22 protein-coding genes are annotated in these 19,014 nt (G+C 73.8%); 12 read left to right on the top strand and 10 right to left on the bottom strand.

The window, feature by feature from the left end; all coding sequences use genetic code 11:
• Nucleotides 1–179 precede the first annotated feature (179 nt).
• Genes MPTA5024_RS08635 through hisF form a run of 4 tightly spaced genes read left to right on the top strand, consistent with a single transcriptional unit; the run spans nucleotide 180 to nucleotide 2,457 of the window.
• Nucleotides 180–518 carry a hypothetical protein gene (locus MPTA5024_RS08635; RefSeq protein WP_036321333.1) on the top strand — a complete coding sequence of 113 codons (339 nt, stop codon included), beginning with the start codon at nucleotides 180–182 and terminating at the stop codon, nucleotides 516–518.
• A 5-nt stretch (nucleotides 519–523) separates the two neighbouring features.
• Nucleotides 524–1,249: a bifunctional 1-(5-phosphoribosyl)-5-((5-phosphoribosylamino)methylideneamino)imidazole-4-carboxamide isomerase/phosphoribosylanthranilate isomerase PriA gene (gene priA, locus MPTA5024_RS08630; RefSeq protein WP_036321331.1), complete on the top strand. Its 726-nt coding sequence runs from the start codon at nucleotides 524–526 to the stop codon at nucleotides 1,247–1,249.
• The gene (locus MPTA5024_RS08625) at nucleotides 1,246–1,665 is read left to right on the top strand and encodes a RidA family protein (RefSeq protein ID WP_036321329.1); all 420 of its coding nucleotides are present in this window, start codon (nucleotides 1,246–1,248) and stop codon (nucleotides 1,663–1,665) included. The genes priA and MPTA5024_RS08625 overlap by 4 nt, the downstream gene beginning before the upstream one ends.
• 21 nt (nucleotides 1,666–1,686) lie before the next feature.
• On the top strand, nucleotides 1,687–2,457 hold the full coding sequence (gene hisF / locus MPTA5024_RS08620; RefSeq protein WP_036321327.1) for an imidazole glycerol phosphate synthase subunit HisF: 771 nt from the start codon (nucleotides 1,687–1,689) through the stop codon (nucleotides 2,455–2,457).
• 48 nt (nucleotides 2,458–2,505) lie between these two features.
• Here hisF and MPTA5024_RS08615 read toward each other — a convergent pair whose 3' ends face one another.
• Nucleotides 2,506–2,793: a hypothetical protein gene (locus MPTA5024_RS08615; RefSeq protein WP_036321325.1), complete on the bottom strand. Its 288-nt coding sequence runs from the start codon at nucleotides 2,791–2,793 to the stop codon at nucleotides 2,506–2,508.
• A gap of 298 nt (nucleotides 2,794–3,091) precedes the next feature.
• Between MPTA5024_RS08615 and MPTA5024_RS43305 the strand changes: the two genes are divergently transcribed.
• Both MPTA5024_RS43305 and MPTA5024_RS40710 read left to right on the top strand, forming a co-directional pair.
• Nucleotides 3,092–3,379 (top strand): chorismate mutase, encoded by a 288-nt coding sequence (locus MPTA5024_RS43305; RefSeq protein WP_036323709.1) that lies wholly within the window; start codon nucleotides 3,092–3,094, stop codon nucleotides 3,377–3,379.
• A gap of 255 nt (nucleotides 3,380–3,634) precedes the next feature.
• Nucleotides 3,635–4,582, top strand: a complete 948-nt coding sequence (locus MPTA5024_RS40710; protein ID WP_198167019.1) for a hypothetical protein — start codon at nucleotides 3,635–3,637, stop codon at nucleotides 4,580–4,582.
• On the opposite strand, the gene MPTA5024_RS08600 is transcribed toward MPTA5024_RS40710, so the two are convergent.
• On the bottom strand, nucleotides 4,579–5,598 hold the full coding sequence (locus tag MPTA5024_RS08600) for a LacI family DNA-binding transcriptional regulator (protein ID WP_036321322.1): 1,020 nt from the start codon (nucleotides 5,596–5,598) through the stop codon (nucleotides 4,579–4,581). The genes MPTA5024_RS40710 and MPTA5024_RS08600 overlap by 4 nt on opposite strands.
• A 104-nt stretch (nucleotides 5,599–5,702) precedes the next feature.
• Here MPTA5024_RS08600 and MPTA5024_RS08595 point away from each other — a divergent pair, with 104 nt between their 5' ends.
• Complete coding sequence (locus MPTA5024_RS08595) at nucleotides 5,703–6,080, top strand: DoxX family protein (RefSeq protein WP_036321320.1); 378 nt, start codon at nucleotides 5,703–5,705, stop codon at nucleotides 6,078–6,080.
• 9 nt (nucleotides 6,081–6,089) lie between these two features.
• On the opposite strand, the gene MPTA5024_RS08590 is transcribed toward MPTA5024_RS08595, so the two are convergent.
• The 4 genes from MPTA5024_RS08590 to MPTA5024_RS08585 all read right to left on the bottom strand — a co-directional run bounded on the left by MPTA5024_RS08590 (nucleotide 6,090) and on the right by MPTA5024_RS08585 (nucleotide 8,910).
• A complete protein-coding gene (locus MPTA5024_RS08590; RefSeq protein ID WP_051457851.1) occupies nucleotides 6,090–7,493 on the bottom strand; it encodes a glutamine synthetase family protein in 1,404 nt (467 codons plus the stop codon).
• A gap of 161 nt (nucleotides 7,494–7,654) precedes the next feature.
• Nucleotides 7,655–7,816, bottom strand: a complete 162-nt coding sequence (locus MPTA5024_RS41960) for a hypothetical protein (protein WP_198167018.1) — start codon at nucleotides 7,814–7,816, stop codon at nucleotides 7,655–7,657.
• A gap of 206 nt (nucleotides 7,817–8,022) precedes the next feature.
• Complete coding sequence (locus MPTA5024_RS41955; protein WP_198167017.1) at nucleotides 8,023–8,187, bottom strand: hypothetical protein; 165 nt, start codon at nucleotides 8,185–8,187, stop codon at nucleotides 8,023–8,025.
• Nucleotides 8,188–8,274: 87 nt separating this feature from the next.
• Nucleotides 8,275–8,910: a TIGR03085 family metal-binding protein gene (locus MPTA5024_RS08585; RefSeq protein ID WP_036321318.1), complete on the bottom strand. Its 636-nt coding sequence runs from the start codon at nucleotides 8,908–8,910 to the stop codon at nucleotides 8,275–8,277.
• 291 nt (nucleotides 8,911–9,201) lie between these two features.
• Between MPTA5024_RS08585 and MPTA5024_RS08580 the strand changes: the two genes are divergently transcribed.
• A complete protein-coding gene (locus tag MPTA5024_RS08580; protein ID WP_036323700.1) occupies nucleotides 9,202–10,980 on the top strand; it encodes an ABC transporter ATP-binding protein in 1,779 nt (592 codons plus the stop codon).
• 71 nt (nucleotides 10,981–11,051) lie between these two features.
• On the top strand, nucleotides 11,052–12,770 hold the full coding sequence (locus MPTA5024_RS08575; RefSeq protein ID WP_157099420.1) for an ABC transporter ATP-binding protein: 1,719 nt from the start codon (nucleotides 11,052–11,054) through the stop codon (nucleotides 12,768–12,770).
• Between the two features lie 50 nt (nucleotides 12,771–12,820).
• Here the strand turns inward: MPTA5024_RS08575 and MPTA5024_RS08570 are convergent, their stop codons facing one another.
• From MPTA5024_RS08570 to MPTA5024_RS08555, 4 genes are all read right to left on the bottom strand, one after another.
• Entirely contained in the window at nucleotides 12,821–13,624 is an 804-nt protein-coding gene (locus tag MPTA5024_RS08570) for an ABC transporter permease (RefSeq protein ID WP_036321314.1), read from the bottom strand.
• 10 nt (nucleotides 13,625–13,634) lie between these two features.
• Complete coding sequence (locus MPTA5024_RS08565) at nucleotides 13,635–14,495, bottom strand: ABC transporter permease (RefSeq protein ID WP_036321312.1); 861 nt, start codon at nucleotides 14,493–14,495, stop codon at nucleotides 13,635–13,637.
• 61 nt (nucleotides 14,496–14,556) lie between these two features.
• Nucleotides 14,557–15,786, bottom strand: coding sequence for an ABC transporter substrate-binding protein (locus MPTA5024_RS08560; protein WP_036321310.1), 1,230 nt, complete (start codon nucleotides 15,784–15,786; stop codon nucleotides 14,557–14,559).
• Between the two features lie 60 nt (nucleotides 15,787–15,846).
• Nucleotides 15,847–16,905: an ABC transporter ATP-binding protein gene (locus MPTA5024_RS08555; RefSeq protein ID WP_036323697.1), complete on the bottom strand. Its 1,059-nt coding sequence runs from the start codon at nucleotides 16,903–16,905 to the stop codon at nucleotides 15,847–15,849.
• A gap of 124 nt (nucleotides 16,906–17,029) precedes the next feature.
• Here MPTA5024_RS08555 and MPTA5024_RS08550 point away from each other — a divergent pair, with 124 nt between their 5' ends.
• The 3 genes from MPTA5024_RS08550 to hisI all read left to right on the top strand — a co-directional run bounded on the left by MPTA5024_RS08550 (nucleotide 17,030) and on the right by hisI (nucleotide 19,001).
• Nucleotides 17,030–17,779, top strand: a complete 750-nt coding sequence (locus tag MPTA5024_RS08550) for a FadR/GntR family transcriptional regulator (RefSeq protein ID WP_036323695.1) — start codon at nucleotides 17,030–17,032, stop codon at nucleotides 17,777–17,779.
• Between the two features lie 5 nt (nucleotides 17,780–17,784).
• Complete coding sequence (locus MPTA5024_RS08545) at nucleotides 17,785–18,549, top strand: cache domain-containing protein (protein WP_198167014.1); 765 nt, start codon at nucleotides 17,785–17,787, stop codon at nucleotides 18,547–18,549.
• Between the two features lie 89 nt (nucleotides 18,550–18,638).
• The gene (gene hisI / locus MPTA5024_RS08540; protein ID WP_036321309.1) at nucleotides 18,639–19,001 is read left to right on the top strand and encodes a phosphoribosyl-AMP cyclohydrolase; all 363 of its coding nucleotides are present in this window, start codon (nucleotides 18,639–18,641) and stop codon (nucleotides 18,999–19,001) included.
• Nucleotides 19,002–19,014 lie beyond the last annotated feature (13 nt).

Genomic DNA, 19,014 nt, shown 5'->3' with positions numbered 1-19,014 from the left:
CCGCCGCCTCGGAGGTGGCATGAGCGAGCGAAGCGAGCGAATAAGCAGGCACTGCGCGTTTCGCGAATGCGGCTCCGAGCCGTCAGGCGAGGAGGTGGCATGAGCGAGCGGAGCGAGCGAATAAGCAGGCACTGCGCGTTTCGCGAATGCGGCTCCGAGCCGTCAGGCGAGGAGGTCGCATGAGCAGGGAGCGGGCCCGCCGCAGGGCGGAGCGCGAGGCCGAGCGCGCCCGCGAGGCGGCCGCGCGGGCCGAGCGGGAGGCGCGGGCGGCCAGGCGGCGCGAGCTGCGCGGCCGGGTGACCGCGGTCCTCCCGCGTCCTGTTCGGGTCGCCCGGCAGGGCGGCTACCGGGCCCGCCGGCGCCGCACCCAGAACGGCGTGCTCGCCGTGCTCTGGTTCCTGGTCCAGGTGCTGGCCTGGATCCTGCTCGACTCCTGGATGGCCCGGCTCGGCGTGCTGCTCGTGTCGCTGCTGCTCGTCCCGGTGCTCGTCACCATCGTCTTTGACCGGAGGTCCTGACCGAAATGTCGCTCGTATTGCTCCCGGCCGTCGATGTAGCGGACGGCCAGGCCGTCCGTCTGGTCCAGGGGGAGGCGGGGACGGAGACGTCGTACGGCGATCCCCTGGCCGCGGCTCTCGCCTGGCAGGAGGCCGGCGCCGAGTGGGTCCATCTGGTCGATCTCGACGCCGCCTTCGGCAGGGGCACCAACCGCGAGCTGCTGGCCTCCGTCGTCGGCACGCTCGACGTGAACGTCGAGCTGTCGGGCGGCATCCGCGACGACGCCTCGCTGACGGCCGCGCTGTCCACCGGCTGCCGCCGGGTGAACATCGGCACGGCCGCCCTGGAGGATCCCGCGTGGTGCGCCAAGGCGATCGCCGAGTACGGCGACCGCATCGCCGTGGGCCTCGACGTGCGGGGCACGACCCTCGCCGCCCGCGGCTGGACCCAGGACGGCGGCGACCTGTGGGAGGTGCTCGACCGGCTGGAGTCGGAGGGCTGCCCGCGCTACGTGGTGACCGACGTCACCAAGGACGGCACGCTCCGCGGCCCCAACCTCGACCTGCTCCGCCAGGTCTGCGCGCGGACCGACAGGCCTGTGGTCGCCAGCGGCGGGGTCTCCTCGCTCGACGACCTGCGGGCGCTGGCCACGCTCGTCCCCGAGGGCGTCGAGGGCGCCATCGTCGGCAAGGCGCTGTACGCCCAGGCGTTCACGCTGGAGGAGGCGCTGGCGGCGGTGAGCGCGGGATGAGCGGCAGCATGCCCCCGGGGCGCATCTCGTCCGGCGGTCCCTGGGAGGACCGCTACGGCTACGCCCGCGCCGTCGTGGCCGGGCCGCACGTGCTCGTGTCCGGGTGCACCGCCACGGTCGGCGGCGAGGTGCAGCACGTGGGCGACGCCTACCGGCAGACGCTCACGGCGTTCTCCATCGCGCTCGACGCGGTCGAGAAGGCCGGCACGTCGCTCGCCGACGTGGTCCGCACCCGCCTGTTCGTCGTGAACGCCGACGACTTCGACGCCGTGGGCCGGGCCCACGGGGAGATCTTCGGCGTGGTCCGCCCGGCCTGCACCAGCGTCCAGGTCGCCGGCCTGGTGGACGCGCGCATGCTGGTAGAGGTGGAGGTCGAGGCGTACCGGGCGGGAGGCCGGGCCCATGGGGACGGCTGAGCCCGCGGGGGAGGTGACGGCATGACGGTCGCGGTGCGGGTCATCCCCTGCCTCGACGTGGACGCCGGGCGCGTGGTGAAGGGCGTCAACTTCGAGAACCTGCGCGACGCGGGCGACCCCGTCGAGCTGGCCAGGCGCTACGACGCCGAAGGGGCCGACGAGCTGACGTTCCTCGACATCACGGCCTCGTCCGGCGAGCGGGAGACCATGCTCGACGTGGTCCGCCGCACGGCCGAGCAGGTCTTCATCCCGCTGACGGTCGGCGGGGGAGTGCGGGCGGTCGAGGACGTCGACCGGCTGCTGCGCGCCGGGGCCGACAAGGTCGGGATCAACACGGCCGCCATCGCCCGGCCGGAGCTGCTGACCGAGGCGTCCCGGCGGTTCGGGTCGCAGTGCATCGTGCTGTCCGTGGACGCCCGCCGGGTCGTCGACGGCCCGCCCACGCCGTCCGGGTTCGAGGTGACGACCCACGGCGGCAGGCGGGGCACCGGCATCGACGCGGTCGGGTGGGCCCGGCGCGGCGAGGAGCTCGGCGTCGGGGAGATCCTGCTGAACTCGATGGACGGCGACGGCACCCGGTCGGGCTACGACCTGGAGATGCTGCGCGCCGTCCGCGCGGCCGTCACGGTGCCGGTGATCGCGTCGGGCGGGGCCGGGCGGCTGGAGGACTTCCCGCCCGCGGTCGAGGCCGGGGCGGACGCCGTCCTGGCGGCGTCGGTGTTCCACTTCGGCCAGCTGAAGATCCACGACGTCAAGGAGACCCTCCGGGCGGCCGGTCACCCGGTCCGCTGATCACTCCGCGAGGGGGCGCGGCCCGGGGCCGCGCCCCCCTCGGGGCGGTCAGTCGTCGTCGCTGGAGCTGCTGCCGGTCGAGCTCTCCGAGGAGCCGCCGCCCGACTGGCTCTGCTCCTGCTGCTGCTCCTGGGAGCCGCGGCCGGACCAGTCGTCGCTCGCGGTGTCGTCGTCGCCCTGGACGAAGTCGGCCGGGACGGCGGCGACGACGGCGAGGCCGGTGGACGACGAGGGGGCGGCGGGGGCGGCGTACCCCTCGCCCGACTGCAGCGCCACGAGGCCGAAGGCGGTGACGACGGCGAGGCCGAGCATGCTCGGGAATCGCTTGGCGGGCATAGAGTGCCTCCTGTCCGATCCACGGCCGCGGAGCGCGGCGATCCGGATTGGCCCTTCCATCGTGAGCTGGCGCGCCGGGGCCGGTCCAGGCGGATCGACCGCATGCGGGGCGGCCGCCGGGAGATCCCTTTCCCTCTCGGGCGCCTGTCTTTTCCCACGGGACCCTGGAACAGGCTGCCGTTGCACCGGCCCTTGCCGGCGCCGTACCGGGGCGTCGCCCCGGGGCCGCGGCCTGGGCCGGAACCCGCGCCGCGATCCCATAGGGTGGCCGGTGATCACGCGCAACCGGGAGGCTTTCGTGTCCGAACCCACCTCGCTCGAGGAGGTCCGCCGCCGCATCGACGAACTCGACGCCCGCATGACCACGCTGCTCGCCGACCGGCAGCGGCTGGTCCGCGCCGCCGCCGCGTTCAAGGGCGACGAGCAGGCCGTACGGGCGCCGGACCGGGTGGAGCGCGTGCTGGCCGCGGCACGGGAGCGGGCCTCGCGCACCGGGCTGTCCCCTGAGGTGGCCGAGGCCGTCTGGCGGGCCATGATCGGCGCCTTCGTCGAGTACGAGCTCGCCGAGCACCGCCACGCCCGCTGACCACCGCCACGCCTCGCCGGGCACCGGCACGTCCCGCCGACCACCGGCACGTCCCGCCGGGCAGCCACGACCGCCGACCACGGCCACGCCCGCCGAGCACGGCTGCGTCCGCTGACCACCGTCACGCCCGCTGACGACCGCCACGCCCCGCCGGGCACCGCCACGCCCGGGTGCGCGCAACGGGGAGCCGGAGGCGGCGCGTGGTTATGATCTTCCCACCGCGGCCGGGGGGAGACCGCGGCCGGGGGAGTGCGGGTGGCAGTGGCGGGGCAGGTCGCGTCGGAGCCGGAGCATCCGGGCGTCGTCGTCGACCCCGCCGTGCCCGCCCCGGCGGCCGGGCTCCTGCGGGCCCATGAGGACCTCCTGACGCGCCTGAGGTCCGGAGCGGCCGCCCGCCGTTGCGTCCGCCTTCTCCTGGCCGCCGCCCTGTGGCCGGTGCTCGCGCTGACCGTCCTGGTCCTGCTGGTGGCGCACCCGGGCCCGCTCGTCACGGGCCTGGTGGCGGCGCCGGCGGGTGCCGGCATCTACGGAGCCGGCCGGGCCGCCGCCCGCCGGGGCCGGGTGCGTGCCGCCGCGCGCCGCTATGACGGCCGCTACCTGCTGCCGCCGGACTTCGACGGGCCGGCGCTTGCCCTGCTCGGCCGCGCCCGGGGGGCCGTCCGCACGGTGCTGTCCTCCCGGGTCGGCGCCGACGGCCTGCTCGACGACGTCCGCGACCGGATCGCCCTGCCCGCCGAGGAGTGGGAGGTCGCCCGGCTCCTCGCCGCGCTGTCCGCACTGCGGGCCGAGCACGCCGTCCTGGTCGCGGACGGGACCACCCCGGAGGTGCGCGCGGCGGCCAAGCCGCTGGAACGGGCGCTCCGCCGCACCGAGGCCGCCGTCGCCGCCCGTGTCGAGGCGCTGGAGCGCTACGCGGGGCGCGTGGCCGGGGCCGAGCGCGCCTACGCGGCCCGCGGGCAGATCGAGGGGCTGCGCGACCTGATCCCCCGTTACGAGGAACTGCTGGCCGCGTCGGCCGGATGCGCGGACGCGGCCGGGCGGATCGACGCGTTCGCCGCCGAGGCCGGGCGGCTGGAGGCGGCCCTGCGCGCCGGCACGGACCCGGCGCCGGAGGCCTTCCGGTACCTGGACGGCCGGGGCGACGGGCCGGCGCCGTCCGGGGAGGCCGTTCGCCACCGGAAGGGCGCGGCGGGCACCCCCTAGTCCGGCGGCCGGGCCGTCGACTCGCGCACCACCAGCTCGGGGTGGAACGTGATCTGCTGGTGGACGTGGCCCTCGGGGTCGCCGCACTCGTCCAGCAGCAGCCGGGTGGCGATCCGGCCGAGGCGGCGGGTCGGCTGGCGGATCGAGGTGAGCGTCACGGCCGAGGCCGCCGCGAAGTCGATGTCGTCGTAGCCGATCAGCGCCACGTCGCCGGGCACCCGCACCCCGGCCTGCAGCAGCCCGCGCAGCAGTCCCAGCGCGAGCAGGTCGTTGGCGCAGAACACGGCGTCCGGCAGCGGCCGCTCCGCGAGCAGCGCCTCGGCGGCCTCCTGCCCGCACCGTCCGGTCATCGCGGGCACCACCAGCTCGGCGAGCGCCGGCACGCGGTCCGTCCCGGCCCGCCGCACGACCCGGCGGGCGCCCTCCAGCCGGTCGCGGCACTGCCGGATCGACGGCGGCCCGCCCACGTACGCGATCCGGCGCGCGCCGCGGTCCAGCAGGTGGGCGGCGGCGAGCGACCCGCCCGCGACGTCGTCGACCGCGACCGAGCACATGTCGGGCCGATGGGCGGGGTGGTCCACCAGGACGAGGTCGATGCCCCGCGCCCGGATCCGGTCGACGGGAGCGGGGTCGTCGCCGGTGGGGGTGATGAGCACGCCGCGCACCCGCTGCTCGGCCAGGACCAGCAGGTTGCGCTCCTCCTTGGCCGGGTCGCCGGCGGAGTTGCCGAGGATCACGGCGTACCCGAGCTCGCTCGCCACGTCCTCCACGCCGGCCGCGACCTCCGTGAAGAAGGGGTTACCGATGTCGATGACGGACAGGCCGATCGTCCTGGTGCGGCCCGCGCGCAGCGACGACGCCGAGCCGTGGCGCACGAAGCCCAGCTCGCGGACGGCCCGCTCGACCCGCTCCCGGGTGGCCGCAGCGACCTTCTCGGGACGGTTCAGCACGTTGGAGACCGTCCCGGGGGAGACCCCGGCACGCGCGGCGACCTCCCTGATGCTGACGGGAGCCACGAAGCGATTACACCCGCGTCACCCGCCGTCCGGCAACTACTTGACGTGTCAAATACTTACTCTCTAGCCTTCGCTTGACGCTTCAAGCATTTGAGGAGACACGTGTGAACGTCGCCATATGGATCATCCAGGTACTGCTCGCCCTCGTCTTTCTGGCGGGGGGAGCGGGCAAGCTGGCCAAGTCGAAGGAGGCCCTCGCCGCGACCCCCAACATGGCGTGGGCTGAGGACTTCTCCCCGCCGGTGCTGAAGACGATCGGGGCGCTGGAGGTGCTGGCCGCGCTCGGCCTCGTCCTCCCCGGGCTGACCGGGATCGCGCCCGTGCTCACGCCGCTCGCGGCCGTGGGCGTCGTCGTGCTCATGATCGGCGCGGCCGCCACCCACGCACGCCGCAAGGAGTGGCTGCCCATCGCCTTCAACGTGGTGCTGCTGCTCCTGGCCGCCGTCGTGGCCTGGGCGCGGTTCGGCCCGTACGCCTTCTGAGCGGGCGGGTCAGAAGACCCGGAAGTGGTGGAAGGCCTCGTACGCCGCGTCCTGACCGGCGAAGTCCGCCACCTCCGACCGTTTGACGGCGAGGTAGGCGGTGCGCCGCAGCGGGCCGAGGGCCTCCATCAGAAGCTCGTCGGCCTCCAGCGCGTCGAGCGCCTCCCCGAGGGAGGCGGGCAGCCGCGCGCAGCCGAGGCGGGCCCGCTCCTCGTCGTCCAGCGTCGCCGGGTCGACGCCGACGGGCTCCCCCGGGTCGAGTTCGCGGCGGATCCCGTCGAGCCCGGCGTGGATGACCGCGCCGAGCGACAGGTACGGGTTGGCGCTGGAGTCCGACGGCTTGATCTCCAGGTTGGTCGTGGCCTCGACGTTGCCGGCCATGGGCGAGCAGACCCGGACGGCCGCTTCGCGGTTGTCCACGCCGTGGCAGGCGTAGGCGCCGGCCCACATGCTCGGCTGGAGGCGGCGGTAGCTGTTCACGCTCGCGCAGGTGAGCGCCACCAGGGCGGGCAGGTGATGCAGGACGCCGGCCATGAAGCGGCGGCCGAGGTCCGACAGCCCGCCCCCGCCGTCGGCGAACAGGTTGCGCTCCAGGGCCTCGTCCCACAGCGAGACGTGCAGGTGGGCACCGTTGCCGGCCTGGTCGGGGAGCGGCTTGGGTGCCAGGCTCGCCCACATCGCCATGCGGAAGGCCACGCCTCGCACGGTCTCCCGGTAGAGCACCTGGTTGTCCGCGGCCCGCAGGGCCGTCGCGGGCCGGATGGACAGCTCCTGCTGCCCGGCTCCGAGCTCGGGGTAGTAGTGCTCGATCGCGACGCCCTGGGCCTCCAGGGCCCGGATCAGCTGCATCGTGTAGTCGTGGGCGAGGTCGAAGCCCGAGGTGGCGTAGCACAGGCTGTCGTCGAGGGGGATGAGGCGGTCGGGCCCGCCCGCCGGGTCGGGCAGCCGCCGCCCGAGCGTGAACTCCGGCTCGAACGCGGCGACGAGGGCGTACCCCTCCGAGCCGAGCTCCGCGACCGCGTCCTTGAGGAACGTGCGGGGACAGGCCTCCCACGGGCCGCCGTCGACGCGGCGGAGGTCGGAGACCATGGCCGCGGCGCCGCTCGCGTAGGGGAGCGGGACGTACGTCGCGGGGTCGGGGACGATGCGCACCTCGCCCACCGGGCCCATGCCCTCGACCGGCTGGAGATGGTCGAGCATGGACATCGCCATCATGCCGACCGTGTGGCCGATGCCCGTGACCAGCCGGTCGGCGAGACGGCGCCGCCCGGCCGACTTGCCCCGGATCACGCCTCCGTGGTCGGCGTAGATGAAGCGGACGAGCTCGACGCCGTCGATCTCGGCCCGTTCGAGGATCCGCCGGGCGGCCGGGTCGAGCCGCTGGGCGTCGGCGACGCTGTGGCGCTCTGTCATCCTGACTGCGTAACACGGCGAGGCCGTCGATGGAAGAGCCGCCGTGCCGCCGTCCCGGGGGCGAGGCGTCCCGGCCGGTACGGCGTGCCGTGGGGGAGAGCGGCCGGCTCGCGCCGGCCAGGGCGATGGGCGGCTCCCGTCAGCTCCTCAGCGGCGTCAGATCATCTCAGAACCGTCGTGAAGAAGGTCGCCAAGCGGCTCGCGCCCGTGTTGACGGTGCTGAACACGCCCTTCACAGCGCCGGCGGCGGCCTGCGGCTGGCTGTAGAGGTAGAAGACCACGAACGCGATGGCCGCGTACGTAAGAACCTTCTTGACCTGCATAGGGGGGCCTCCTGCGGTCGGTTTCCCGGTCGTTTGTACCCGGCGACAGGAATGATCATAACTAGCCGGGAAGCCATGAGCCCGTTCCATCCCGACCTTGGTATGGGCGCCGTCTCGCAGGTTGAGAAGGGTGCGCACCGCCCCGGGCCGATCGCCCGCCGATCAGCCGCCGGCCGCCGGGAGCGTGGCCGCCCCGGCGCCGGGGCTCAGCCGGAGACCAGCGAGGTGAAGAAGGCCGACAGGCGCTCGGCGCCCGTGCTGACGCCGCCGAACAGGCTCTTCACGGCCGCGGCGGCGTTGGCGGGCTGCGTGAACAGATAGAAGATCACGAAGGCCACCACCAGATAGGTCAGCACCTTTTTGACGTTCATGGGGAGCTCCAAACATCGTGCGCTGCCCTCATGCTGCCCCATGCCCAATCTTTAAGTGCGGAATTCGGGGAGATCGCCCTCATGCCGTCACATGCCGAACGGGGCCTCCCGCAGCCGGGCCACGGCGTCCGGGTCGCCGTCGTAGCCGACCCTGGCGTGGGCCTGCCGCCCGAAGGCGAAAAGCAGCAGCTCGGAGGGCTCCCCGGTGACCACGACGGCCGGTTCCGCCCGCCTGCCGGGCGCCCGTGTGCCGTCGGGCCGGCGGAGCACGACCCCGACCGGCGAGCGGCGCAGGAACAGCCGCGCCCCGCGCCTGACGCGGTCCCAGAACAGGTCCTCCTGCTCGGCGGGCAGCCGCCGGGGCTCCCAGCCCGGCTGCGCCCGCCGGACGTCCTCGTGGTGGACGAACAGCTCCAGCGTGTTCACGGCCGCGTCGAGCCCGGGCACCAGCCCGTACGGCGTCCAGGCGGGCGGGCCCTCCCGGACGAGGCCGACGAGCGCGGGGTAGGAGTGGCGGCGCTTGAGCCCCTCCTGCACCGAGCGGGTGTGGCCCGCCAGGAACGGCAGTGCGATGCCCGCGGCGGCGTCGAGGCGGCGCTCGCGGAGCACGAGGTGGGCGGCGAGGTCGGCGGTCGTCCATCCCGCGCAGAGCGTGGGCGCGTCGGGACCGAGCCGGTCCAGCAGGTCGCAGAGCGCGGCGCGCTCAGCCCGGACGTGTGTCACGCGATCACCCTATGCCCCGCGCTCCCCGCCCCCGCGCTCCGCCGCCGCGTGACGGCCGTGTCCGCGGTCCCGGCGGGGCGTCCACCGGAGCAGGGCACGTGGCCGGAATAAACCGCTTGATCCGGATGATAGGGAGTAACTAGGACTAAAGGCTTGGTAGCGCGTCGGCCGGGCGGCCGATCCGCGGGTGCCCCCGGCCTGTGTACCGTCCCATGCGTATACCGTCCCCGAGCGAGAGGAACGCTCCGCGTGCCGACCAAGGAGTCCCCCGCGCGGGAGAACAGCTCCGTCATGCTCCGAGGTCTGCGGGTCATCGGCGTGGCCGTGAAGGCGGAACCCCGGATCTTCACCGCCGCCGTGCTCGCGAGCGCCGTGTACGGCGGGATGACGGTGGCGTCGTCCTGGGCGCTCGGCTGGGCGACCGACAACGCCGTCCTGCCCGCGTTCGCCCGCGGCGGGATCGGCGGGGGCACGCTCGTGATAGCCGCGATGCTGATCGTCGGCGTCGCCGTCCTCAAGGCCGCCGGGATCATGGGGCGGCGCATCCTGGCCGGCGTCATGCAGTACCGGATGCAGGCCCGCACCCGCCGCGCGGTCACCCGCCAGTACCTGAAGCTGCCCCTGAGCTGGCACCACCGGCATCCGACCGGGCAGCTGCTGTCGAACGCCAACGCCGACGTCGAGGCCGCCTGGGCGCCGCTCGCGCCGCTGCCGATGGCCGTCGGCGTGGTCGTGATGCTCGTGACCGCCGCCACCGCCATCGTTCTGGTCGACCCGGTGCTCGCCGTCGTCGGCTTCCTGATCTTCCCGGCCGTGGCCGTGCTCAACCTCGTCTACCAGCGCCGCCTCTCGCCGCTCGCGATGCGGGCGCAGCAGCTGCGGGCCGAGGTCAGCGAGGTCGCCCACGAGAGCTTCGACGGCGCGCTCGTGGTGAAGACGCTCGGCCGCGAGGACGACGAGGCCGAGCGGTTCCGCGCCCGGGCCGACGAGCTGCGCGACGCCAACATCGCGGTCGGCCGCGTGCGCGGCCTGTTCGACCCGCTGCTGGAGGCCCTGCCCACGCTGGGCGTGCTGGCCGTGCTGCTGGTCGGCTCGGTGCGGCTGGAGTCGGGCGGCGTCGCGGCCGGCGAGCTGATCCAGATCGCCTACCTCTTCACGCTGCTGGCGTTCCCGATCCGCGCGCTGGGCTGGGTCCTCGCGGAGCTGCCGCGCAGCGTCGTCGGCTGGACGCGGGTGCGGGACGTCCTCGACGCCACCGGCTCCATGGAGTACGGCACGGCGGAGCTCGACGGGACCGGCCCGGCCGCGATCGAGGCCGAGGGGGTGACCTACGCCTACGCCGAGGGGGCGCCGGTCCTCAGGGACGTGACGTTCTCCGTGGCGCCCGGGCGGACGGTCGCCGTCGTCGGGCCCACCGGCTCGGGCAAGTCCACGCTCACCCAGCTCCTCGCCCGGCTCATCGACCCCGGCTCCGGCGCGGTCCGGATCGACGGGACCGACCTGCGCGAGGCGGCCAAGGGCGCCGTCAGCGCCTCCGTGGCCCTGGTGCCCCAGCAGACGTTCCTGTTCGACGACACCGTGCGGGGCAACATCGCGCTCGGCCTCGCCGTCCCCGACGAGACGATCTGGGCGGCGCTCCGGCTGGCGCAGGCGGACGGGTTCGTCAGCGCGCTGCCGTCCGGCCTGGACACCAAGGTCGGCGAGCGCGGCGCGACCCTTTCAGGCGGCCAGCGGCAGCGCGTCGCGCTCGCCCGGGCGCTCGTGCGCCGTCCCCGGCTGCTCATCCTGGACGACGCGACCTCCAGCGTGGACCCGCAGGTGGAGAAGCGGATCCTGTACGGCCTGCGGGACGGCGCTGGGGACTCCACGGTGATCGTGGTGGCCTACCGGATGGCGACGATCGCGCTGGCCGACGAGGTCGTCTACCTGGAGCACGGCGCCGTGGCCGACCACGGGACCCACGAGCGGCTGCTGGCCCGCTGCGAGGGCTACCGCAGGCTGGTGACGGCCTACGAACGCGAGGAGGCCGAGCGCGCCGCGCTCGACAGCGACGAGGAGGTCGTGGCGTGACCGCCGTGACGGAGGAGACCACCGGCCTGCGGGCGGCCGAGCGTTCGGCCGTGGAGACGATCCGGCACGGCATGCGGCTGTCGCCCGAGTTCCGCCGCGGCCTCGCCGGGACCCTGGCGCTGGCCGTCCTGGCCACCGTCGGCAAGGTCATCGTGCCGATCGCGGTGCAGCAGGTGATCGACCGCGGCCTGGGAGGCGGCGCCCCCGACGTGCCGTTCATCCGGAACGCCATCGTCCTGTGCGCCCTCGCCGTCCTGCTGACCGCCCTGTGCGGCTACCTCATGAACGTCCGGCTCTACCGGTCGACCGAGTCGGGCCTGGCGACCCTGCGGGGCAAGGCGTTCCGGCACGTGCACGACCTGTCCGTGCTCAGCCAGAACAGCGAGCGGCGCGGGGCGCTCGTCTCGCGGGTGACCGGCGACGTCGACCAGATCAGCGCCTTCATGCAGTGGGGCGGCCTGGTCATCGTGGTCGCGTTCGGCCAGCTCCTCGTCGCGACCGTGCTGATGGCCGTCTACTCCTGGCAGCTCACCCTGCTGGTGTGGGGGTGCTTCCTGCCGCTGGTGGTGGCGCTGCCCCGCTTCCAGAAGCTCGTGGCCCGGGCGTACATCCGGGTGCGCGAGCGCACCGGTGACGTGCTGGCCGCGGTCAGCGAGTCGGTCGTCGGCAGCGCGGTGATCCGGGCCTACGGCTCCGAGGACCGCACGGCCGAGCGGATCGACCGGGCCGTCGACGGGCAGCGGGCGGCCCAGACCAGGGCGCAGAAGATCATCGGGTTCACGTTCCCCATCACCGAGCTGGTCGCGTCGATCGCGGTGGCCCTCGTGGTCGTCGCCGGCGTCGGGCTGGGAGCGGCGGGGACGATCAGCGCCGGGCGGCTCATCGCGTTCCTGTTCCTGATCACGCTGTTCATCAGCCCGCTGCAGACGGCGACCGAGGTGCTCAACGAGGCCCAGAACGCGATCGCGGGCTGGCGGCGCGTCCTCGGCGTGCTCGACACCCCGGCCGACGTGGCCGACCCGGCAGGCGACGGCGTGACGCTGCCGCGCGGCCCGATCTCCGTGCGGTTCGAGGACGTCGGGTTCGCCTACCCCGGGGGCGCCCCGGTGCTGCACGAGGTGTCGGAGGAGATCGTGCCGCGCACCCGGGTGGCGATCGTGGGGGAGACCGGCTCGGGCAAGACGACGTTCGCCAAGCTGCTGACCCGGCTCATGGACCCCACCTCGGGCCGGGTCCTGGTCGACGGCGTCGACCTGCGGAAGGTCAGGTTCTCCTGCCTGCGGGAGCGGATCGTCATGGTGCCCCAGGACGGGTTCCTGTTCGACTCCACACTGGCGGACAACATCCGGTTCGGCCGGCCCTCGGCCACCCTGGACGACGTGCGGCTCGCGCTCACCGAGCTGGGGCTCGCCGACTGGCTCGACGGCCTGCCCGCGGGCCTCGACACCCCGGTCGGGCAGCGCGGCGAGTCGCTGTCGGCCGGCGAGCGCCAGCTCGTCGCGCTCGCGCGGGCCTACCTGGCCGACCCTGACCTGCTGCTGCTCGACGAGGCCACCTCCGCCGTCGACCCGGCCACCGAGGTGCGGCTGGCCCGCGCCCTCGACGGCGTCACCCGCGGCCGCACCGCCGTCTCCATCGCCCACCGCCTGTCGACCGCCCAGGCCGCCGACGAGGTCATCGTCTTCCAGCACGGCCGCGTCGTCCAGCGCGGCCCGCACGACGTCCTGGTGGAGGAGCCCGGCGTCTACGCCGACCTGTACGCCTCCTGGACCAGCGCCGTGACCTCGTAGGACCTCGTAGGACCTCGTAGAACCGCGCAGGGGCGGGGGCCTAGCCCGGCCTAGCCCTGGACGCGGGCGTTGTCGCCCGACAGGCGCTGGGCCAGGTAGATCGGGATCACCGACAGCACGATGAGGGCGGCAGCGACCACGTTGACGACGGGCGCCTGGTTGGGCCGGAAGAGGTTCTCGAAGATCCAGATCGGCAGCGTGCGGACGCCCGCCCCGGCCGTGAACGTGGTCACGATGATCTCGTCGAACGACAGGGCGAAGGCCAGCAGGCCCCCGGCGAGCAGCGCCGAGCGCATCATCGGGAACGTCACCAGGCGGAACGTCGTGAACGTGTCGGCTCCCAGGTCGGCCGATGCCTCCTCCAGGGACAGCCCCATGCGGCGCAGCCGGGCCAGCACGTTGTTGTAGACGGTCACCACGCAGAAGGTGGCGTGGCCGACGATCACGGTCAGCAGGCCGAGGGGCACGCCGAGCACCGCGTGGAAGGTGTTGCTGAGGGCGATGCCGGTCACGATGCCGGGCAGCGCGATCGGCAGGACGATCACCAGCGAGACCGTGTCGCGGCCGAAGAACCGGTACCGCTGCACGGCGAAGGCCGCCATCGTGCCGAGCACAAGGGCGACGGCCGTCGCCCCGAGGCCCGCCTCGACCGAGGTCCACAGCGCGTCGCGCAGGCCCGCCGACTCCAGGGCCGTCCCCCACCAGCGGAGGGTGAGGCCTGCGGGCGGCCACCCGAACGTCCGGTCGGAGTTGAACGAGTTGAGCAGCACCACGGCCAGCGGCACGTAGACGACGGCGAGGCCGGCCGCCAGCGCCGCCCGGAGCGCGATCCTGGCCGTGCGGGAGAGGTTCACCGGGCCTCCTTCAGAGGTTGTCCAGGGCGCCGGTGCGCCGCACGGCCGCCAGGTACACCAGCATGATCACGACCGGCACGGTCGCCACGGCGGCCGCGAACGGGAGGTTGTTGGCCGCGCCGATGTTGTCGTAGACCACGTTGCCGATGAGCTGGGACTTGCCGCCCACGATCTTCACGGTGATGTAGTCGCCCAGCGACAGGGAGAACGTGAAGATCGAGCCGGCCACGACGGCCGGGAACGTCAGCGGCCACACGACCGTGCGGAAGGTCCGCCACCCCCGGGCGCCGAGGTCCCCGGCCGCGTCCAGCAGCGACCCGGGCAGCCGCTCCAGCCCCGCGTAGATCGGCAGGATCATGTACGGCAGCCAGAGGTACGACAGGGTCAGGATCGTGGCGGTCAGCCCGTACCCCCAGCCGAGGACGCCGTCCGACGACAGCATGACCCGCCAGGCGTACGCCTTGACCAGGTACGACGCCCACAGCGGGGTGAGCACCAGGATGACCAGCCACCGCTGCGCCCGGGGCGAGGCGACCTTGGCCATCGCGAACGCCATCGGGAACGCGATCACCAGGTCGATCGCCGTCACCGCGACCGCCACCCCGACCGAGCGCAGCGCCACCGTCCGGTAGACGTCGCCGGTGACGAGGTCGTGGAAGTTGGCCCAGGTGAAGACGCGCACGACGTCGCCGGTGAAGACGTCGGTCGACCAGAACGCGGTGACCAACAGGGCCGCGAGGGCGCCCAGGTACGCCAGGCCCAGCCAGGCCAGCGGGGCCGACAGCAGCAGCGACAGCCGTACGCCGGCGTGCCGGTGCAGGAACGCCGCCGCCCGCCGCCGGGGCCCGGCGGCGACGACCGGTGTCGTCATTGGTGGTCCTCCAGTTCGGCCGCCCGCCCGGGAGCCGCCTCCCGGGCGGGGCGGGGGAGCGTCAGCCCTTGATCTCGGTCCAGGCGCGGGTCCACTGTGAGTAGTCCGTGCACTTCACGTCCGTGCGGCCGTCGAGGCACTGGGCGATCGGCGTGGTCCAGTAGTGGACCTTGGAGAAGTAGCTCTCGTCGGTCGCGTGGTAGGTGTCGCAGAACGACGTGTCCGAGGTCTCCTGGCACGCCTTGGAGTTGGACGGCGCCTCGCCGAACCACTCGGCCACCTGGGCGTTGACCTTCGGGGAGATGATCCAGTCCATCCACTTGTACGCGCAGGTGGGGTGCTTGGCCTTCGCCGCCACCATCCAGGTGTCCGACCAGCCGGTCGAGCCCTCCTTGGGCAGCGTGACGTCGACCGGGGCCTTCTCCGCCTTCACGAGGTTGGCGATGACCTGCCAGGTGGTGCCCACGAGCGTGTCGCCGCCCTTGAACGACTGCACGGCCTTCGTGTAGTCGGACCAGTACTCGCCGATGATCGACTTCTGCTGCTTGAGCAGGTCGACGGCGGCCTGGAGCTGCTTGTCGTCCAGCGCGTACGGGTCCTTGATCCCGAGCTCGGGCTTGGCCGACATCAGGTAGAGGGCCGCGTCGGCGATGTAGATCGGCGAGTCGTAGGCCGTGACCTTCCCCTTGTACGGCGAGTTGGGGTCGAAGACGACACTCCATGAGTCGGGCGCCGGGCTGACCTTGTCGGACCGCCACATCAGCAGGTTGGCGCCCCGGCCGTGCGGCACGCCGTACGCGACGCCGTTGACCGAGTTCCACGGCTTGAGCTTGAGGCCGTCGAACACGTCCTTGTAGTTCGGGATCAGGCCGGTGTTGACCGGGGCGACCGTCCCGGACGCGATGAGGCGCAGCGAGGCGTCGCCGGAGGCCGAGACGGCGTCGTACTCGCCGGTCTTCATGAGGTTGACCATCTCGTCGGAGGTCCCGGCGGTCTTGGTGTTGACCGTGCAGCCGGTGGCCTTCTCGAACGGGTGGACCCAGTCGACCTTGGGGTCGTTGGAGCCGTCCTCGGCGTACCCGGCCCAGGCAACGAGGTTGACCTGGCCCTCGCCGGCGCCGAGGGACTTCAGCGCCTCGATCTTCGGCGGGGTGAAGGCGCCGCCGCCGGCCCCCGCGGGGGCCGAGCCGGAGGTGGTGGACGAGCCGCCGCAGCCGGCGACGGCGGCGAGCGCCAGCGCTGCGGTGACGACGAGGCTGGGCCGCGCGAGGCGCGGGCGGGGGGACCGCATCGTGGTTCTCCTTGGGGTTGTGCGCGTGCGGGTGGTGCCCGGGAGGGCGGCGGCCGGCGGTCAGCCGCCGGCGGCCACGGGGTCGGGATCGGGGGCGGCGACGGGGAACTCGTGGCGGCGGTGCCAGGCGAGCGTGACCCTGGCGCCCCGCAGGGCCATCACGTCCATGGACGAGACCTGCAGGTTCTGCTGGAGGGCGATCAGCCGGCCGCCCGCGTCGAGATCGACCACGAACCGCGTCGACGGCCCGGCGTAGACCACCTCGCGGACCGTCCCTGCGGCGCTGTGCTCGTCCGGCCCGGGCGTCTCGTCGCCCGGCACGATGCGCAGCTTCTCCGGGCGCACGCTGTAGGTGCCCTCCCGGCCGAGCACGGCGACGGCGGCCTCGCCGGAGATCAGGTTCGAGGTGCCGACGAACCCGGCGACGAACGCCGTGGCGGGCCGCTCGTAGATCTCCGCGGGCGTGCCGACCTGCTCGATCCGGCCCTGGTTGAACACCGCCACCCGGTCGCTCATGGTGAGCGCCTCCTCCTGGTCGTGGGTGACGAACAGGAACGTGATGCCGACCTCCCGCTGGATGGCCTTCAGCTCGACCTGCATCTCCTCGCGGAGCTTCAGGTCGAGCGCGCCGAGCGGCTCGTCCAGCAGGAGCACCCGGGGCCGGTTCACGAGGGCGCGCGCGAGCGCCACCCGCTGCCGCTGGCCCCCCGACAGCTGCGCCGGTCGGCGCCCCTCGAACCCCTCCAGCCGGACCGAGCGCAGCGCGTCGAGGGCCCGCTCGCGGCGCGGCCCCCGGGGGACCTTCTTCACCCGCAGGCCGTACTCGACGTTCTGCAGCACGCTCATGTGGGGGAACAGGGCGTAGTCCTGGAAGACGGTGTTCACGTCGCGCTCGAACGGCGCGAGGCGGGTGACGTCGCGGCCGCCCAGCTCGACCGTCCCCGCCGTGGGCGCCTCGAACCCGGCGATCATGCGCAGCACGGTCGTCTTGCCCGAGCCCGACGGCCCGAGCATGGCGAAGAACTCCCCGTCCGCCACGTCGAGGTCGACTCCCGCGACGGCCTGCACGGCGCCGAAGCTCTTGCGCAGGCCCCGGAGGCTGACTGCTTGGTCTGGCATGAACCGAAACATATGGAGTTAAATGTTTCTCGTAAAGGGTCCGACCGGTATCACTGTGTTAACTTTCCTCCCGGCGCCGGAGCGGGACCCGGACGAGCCGACGACAGCGGGGGCGCCCGTGAACATGGCACGCCTGGCCGTCTTCTCGCCGGTGGACAGCACCGCGAGGGTCGACGCCGTGGTCCGCCGTCTCGCCGACGCCATCGCCGTCGGCCTGCTCGCCGACGGGGAGCAGCTGCCCAGCGAGGCCGAGCTCGCCGGCCGCCTCGGCGTGTCGACGGTCACCCTGCGGGAGGCGCTGATGGCGCTGCGGCAGCGGGGGATGGTGGAGACCCGCCGCGGCCGCGGCGGCGGCAGCTTCGTCCGGGTGCCGCCCGAGCTCGACCCCGGGATCCGGCTGCGGACGCTCGCGGCCGACGAGATCCGCGACTTCGGCGACCACTACGCCGCCATCGCGGGCTCGGCCGCCCGGCTCGCCGCCCAGCGCGCGCTGCCCGGCGACGTCGCGCCGCTGCGGCGCTCCCTCGACGAGATGGCCGCCGCGGCCGCGGCCCTCGGTGACGGGTGCGAGCCGGCCCCCGAGGCGTACGCGCTGCTGCGGCGGCTCGACGGACGGTTCCACATCGAGGTGGCGGCCGCCTCGCAGTCGGCCAGGCTCACCCGGGAGGAGATCCGGTTACAGGCCGACATCGGACCGTTGCTCTGGCTTCCGCGGCGCTCCCTGAGCGGGCACGATGAGATGGCGGCACAGCACAGGGCCATCGCCGGCGCCATCGAGGACGGCGACGGCGACCGCGCGAGGGCCGTCGCCGAGCGGCACGTGCTCGACGCGACAGACCACCTCATCGAGCTTCGGCTGCTGCTCCAGGAGTAGACGAGATGACCGCGAACGCCCCTGTGGCCGCCTCCGTACCCGTCCCGGTCCCGGAACCGCCCGCCGCCCGTGACCACGCCGCCGAGGCCGTGGCGCGGGTCCGCGAGGCGGCCGAGGGCGTGTTCGCGGCGCTGCGCGAGGTGCGGGCCGCCACCGTCGCGTCCCTGCGCCCGGCGGGCGGCCGCCGGCCCGTCGTCGCCGACCTCGCGGCGCTGCGGCCGCTGCTGTGGTCCCGCCTCGACGCCGGCCGCGTCCCGGCGCTGCCCGCGCTGATCGCCGGGATCGGCTTCATCGCCGCCCCCGGCCTGCTTGCCGACGCGCCCTGGTACCTGGAGTGGTGGCAGGAGAACCCGGCCGGCGACCCCGTCCAGCTGCTGCGCGACCTCGACCCGTCGAGCAGCGCCTTCTACGACTACACGCACTGGGACTGGTACACCGGCCCGCTGTCCGGCGCCGAGCTCACCGTATGCGGTCCGTACGTCGACTACCTGTGCACCGACGAGTACAGCCTCACCCTCTCCGTGCCCGTGACGGTCGAGGGGGCCTTCGCGGGCGTGGCGGCCGCCGACGTGTTCGTGCGCCGGTTCGAGGGCGCCGTGCTGCCCGCGCTGCGCGGGATCCCCGCGCCCGCGTTCCTGGTGAACGCGGGGGGCCGCGTGGTCGCCTCCAACACCGCCCGCTGGACCGCCGGGTCCGTCTACCGGGGCGGCGAGGGCTACACGGTGCGGCCGGTGGGCGGGCTGCCCCTCTCCCTCGTCACGGGCGCCTGACGCCCGCCGTCCCGCGCGCGCTCAGGGGGCACAGCGGGGTGCGGCGGGGGAGCGGCGGGGGCACGGCGGCGCTGCGGCACAATTGGCCCATGGCCCTCGACCAGAAGATCGCCGACCGCCTCAGGCGCAACCCGGACGGCCTGGTGCCCGCGATCGTCCAGCAGCACGACACCGGCGAGGTGCTGATGCTCGCCTGGATGGACGACGAGGCCCTGCACCGCACGCTGACGACCGGCCGGGCGACCTACTGGTCCCGTAGCCGCGGGGAGTACTGGGTGAAGGGCGACACCTCCGGCCACGTCCAGTGGGTGAGGCACGTCGCGCTCGACTGCGACGGCGACACCGTGCTGCTCAAGGTCGACCAGGTGGGGGCGGCCTGCCACACCGGCGACCGCACGTGCTTCGACGCCGACGTGCTCGACGCGCACGTGGCGGGCGCGGACGGCGCATGAGCGGCGGGCGGGC

Source organism: Microbispora sp. ATCC PTA-5024 (assembly GCF_000511135.2).
Classification (GTDB): domain Bacteria; phylum Actinomycetota; class Actinomycetes; order Streptosporangiales; family Streptosporangiaceae; genus Microbispora; species Microbispora corallina.
This window is presented reverse-complemented; position numbering and strand designations above follow the sequence as displayed.

Excerpts from the sequence above, each read along its gene's own strand:
- MPTA5024_RS41955 (WP_198167017.1), bottom strand. The coding sequence starts at position 8,187 with ATGAACGTCAAAAAGGTGCTGACCTATCTGGTGGTGGCCTTCGTGATC.
- MPTA5024_RS08560 (WP_036321310.1), bottom strand. The coding sequence starts at position 15,786 with ATGCGGTCCCCCCGCCCGCGCCTCGCGCGGCCCAGCCTCGTCGTCACC.
- MPTA5024_RS08625 (WP_036321329.1), top strand. The coding sequence starts at position 1,246 with ATGAGCGGCAGCATGCCCCCGGGGCGCATCTCGTCCGGCGGTCCCTGG.
- MPTA5024_RS08580 (WP_036323700.1), top strand. The coding sequence starts at position 9,202 with ATGCTCCGAGGTCTGCGGGTCATCGGCGTGGCCGTGAAGGCGGAACCC.
- hisI (WP_036321309.1), top strand. The coding sequence starts at position 18,639 with ATGGCCCTCGACCAGAAGATCGCCGACCGCCTCAGGCGCAACCCGGAC.
- MPTA5024_RS08635 (WP_036321333.1), top strand. The coding sequence starts at position 180 with ATGAGCAGGGAGCGGGCCCGCCGCAGGGCGGAGCGCGAGGCCGAGCGC.
- MPTA5024_RS08555 (WP_036323697.1), bottom strand. The coding sequence starts at position 16,905 with ATGCCAGACCAAGCAGTCAGCCTCCGGGGCCTGCGCAAGAGCTTCGGC.
- MPTA5024_RS08590 (WP_051457851.1), bottom strand. The coding sequence starts at position 7,493 with ATGACAGAGCGCCACAGCGTCGCCGACGCCCAGCGGCTCGACCCGGCC.
- MPTA5024_RS08565 (WP_036321312.1), bottom strand. The coding sequence starts at position 14,495 with ATGACGACACCGGTCGTCGCCGCCGGGCCCCGGCGGCGGGCGGCGGCG.
- MPTA5024_RS41960 (WP_198167018.1), bottom strand. The coding sequence starts at position 7,816 with ATGCAGGTCAAGAAGGTTCTTACGTACGCGGCCATCGCGTTCGTGGTC.
- MPTA5024_RS08575 (WP_157099420.1), top strand. The coding sequence starts at position 11,052 with ATGCGGCTGTCGCCCGAGTTCCGCCGCGGCCTCGCCGGGACCCTGGCG.
- priA (WP_036321331.1), top strand. The coding sequence starts at position 524 with ATGTCGCTCGTATTGCTCCCGGCCGTCGATGTAGCGGACGGCCAGGCC.
- hisF (WP_036321327.1), top strand. The coding sequence starts at position 1,687 with ATGACGGTCGCGGTGCGGGTCATCCCCTGCCTCGACGTGGACGCCGGG.
- MPTA5024_RS08550 (WP_036323695.1), top strand. The coding sequence starts at position 17,030 with ATGGCACGCCTGGCCGTCTTCTCGCCGGTGGACAGCACCGCGAGGGTC.
- MPTA5024_RS08545 (WP_198167014.1), top strand. The coding sequence starts at position 17,785 with ATGACCGCGAACGCCCCTGTGGCCGCCTCCGTACCCGTCCCGGTCCCG.
- MPTA5024_RS08615 (WP_036321325.1), bottom strand. The coding sequence starts at position 2,793 with ATGCCCGCCAAGCGATTCCCGAGCATGCTCGGCCTCGCCGTCGTCACC.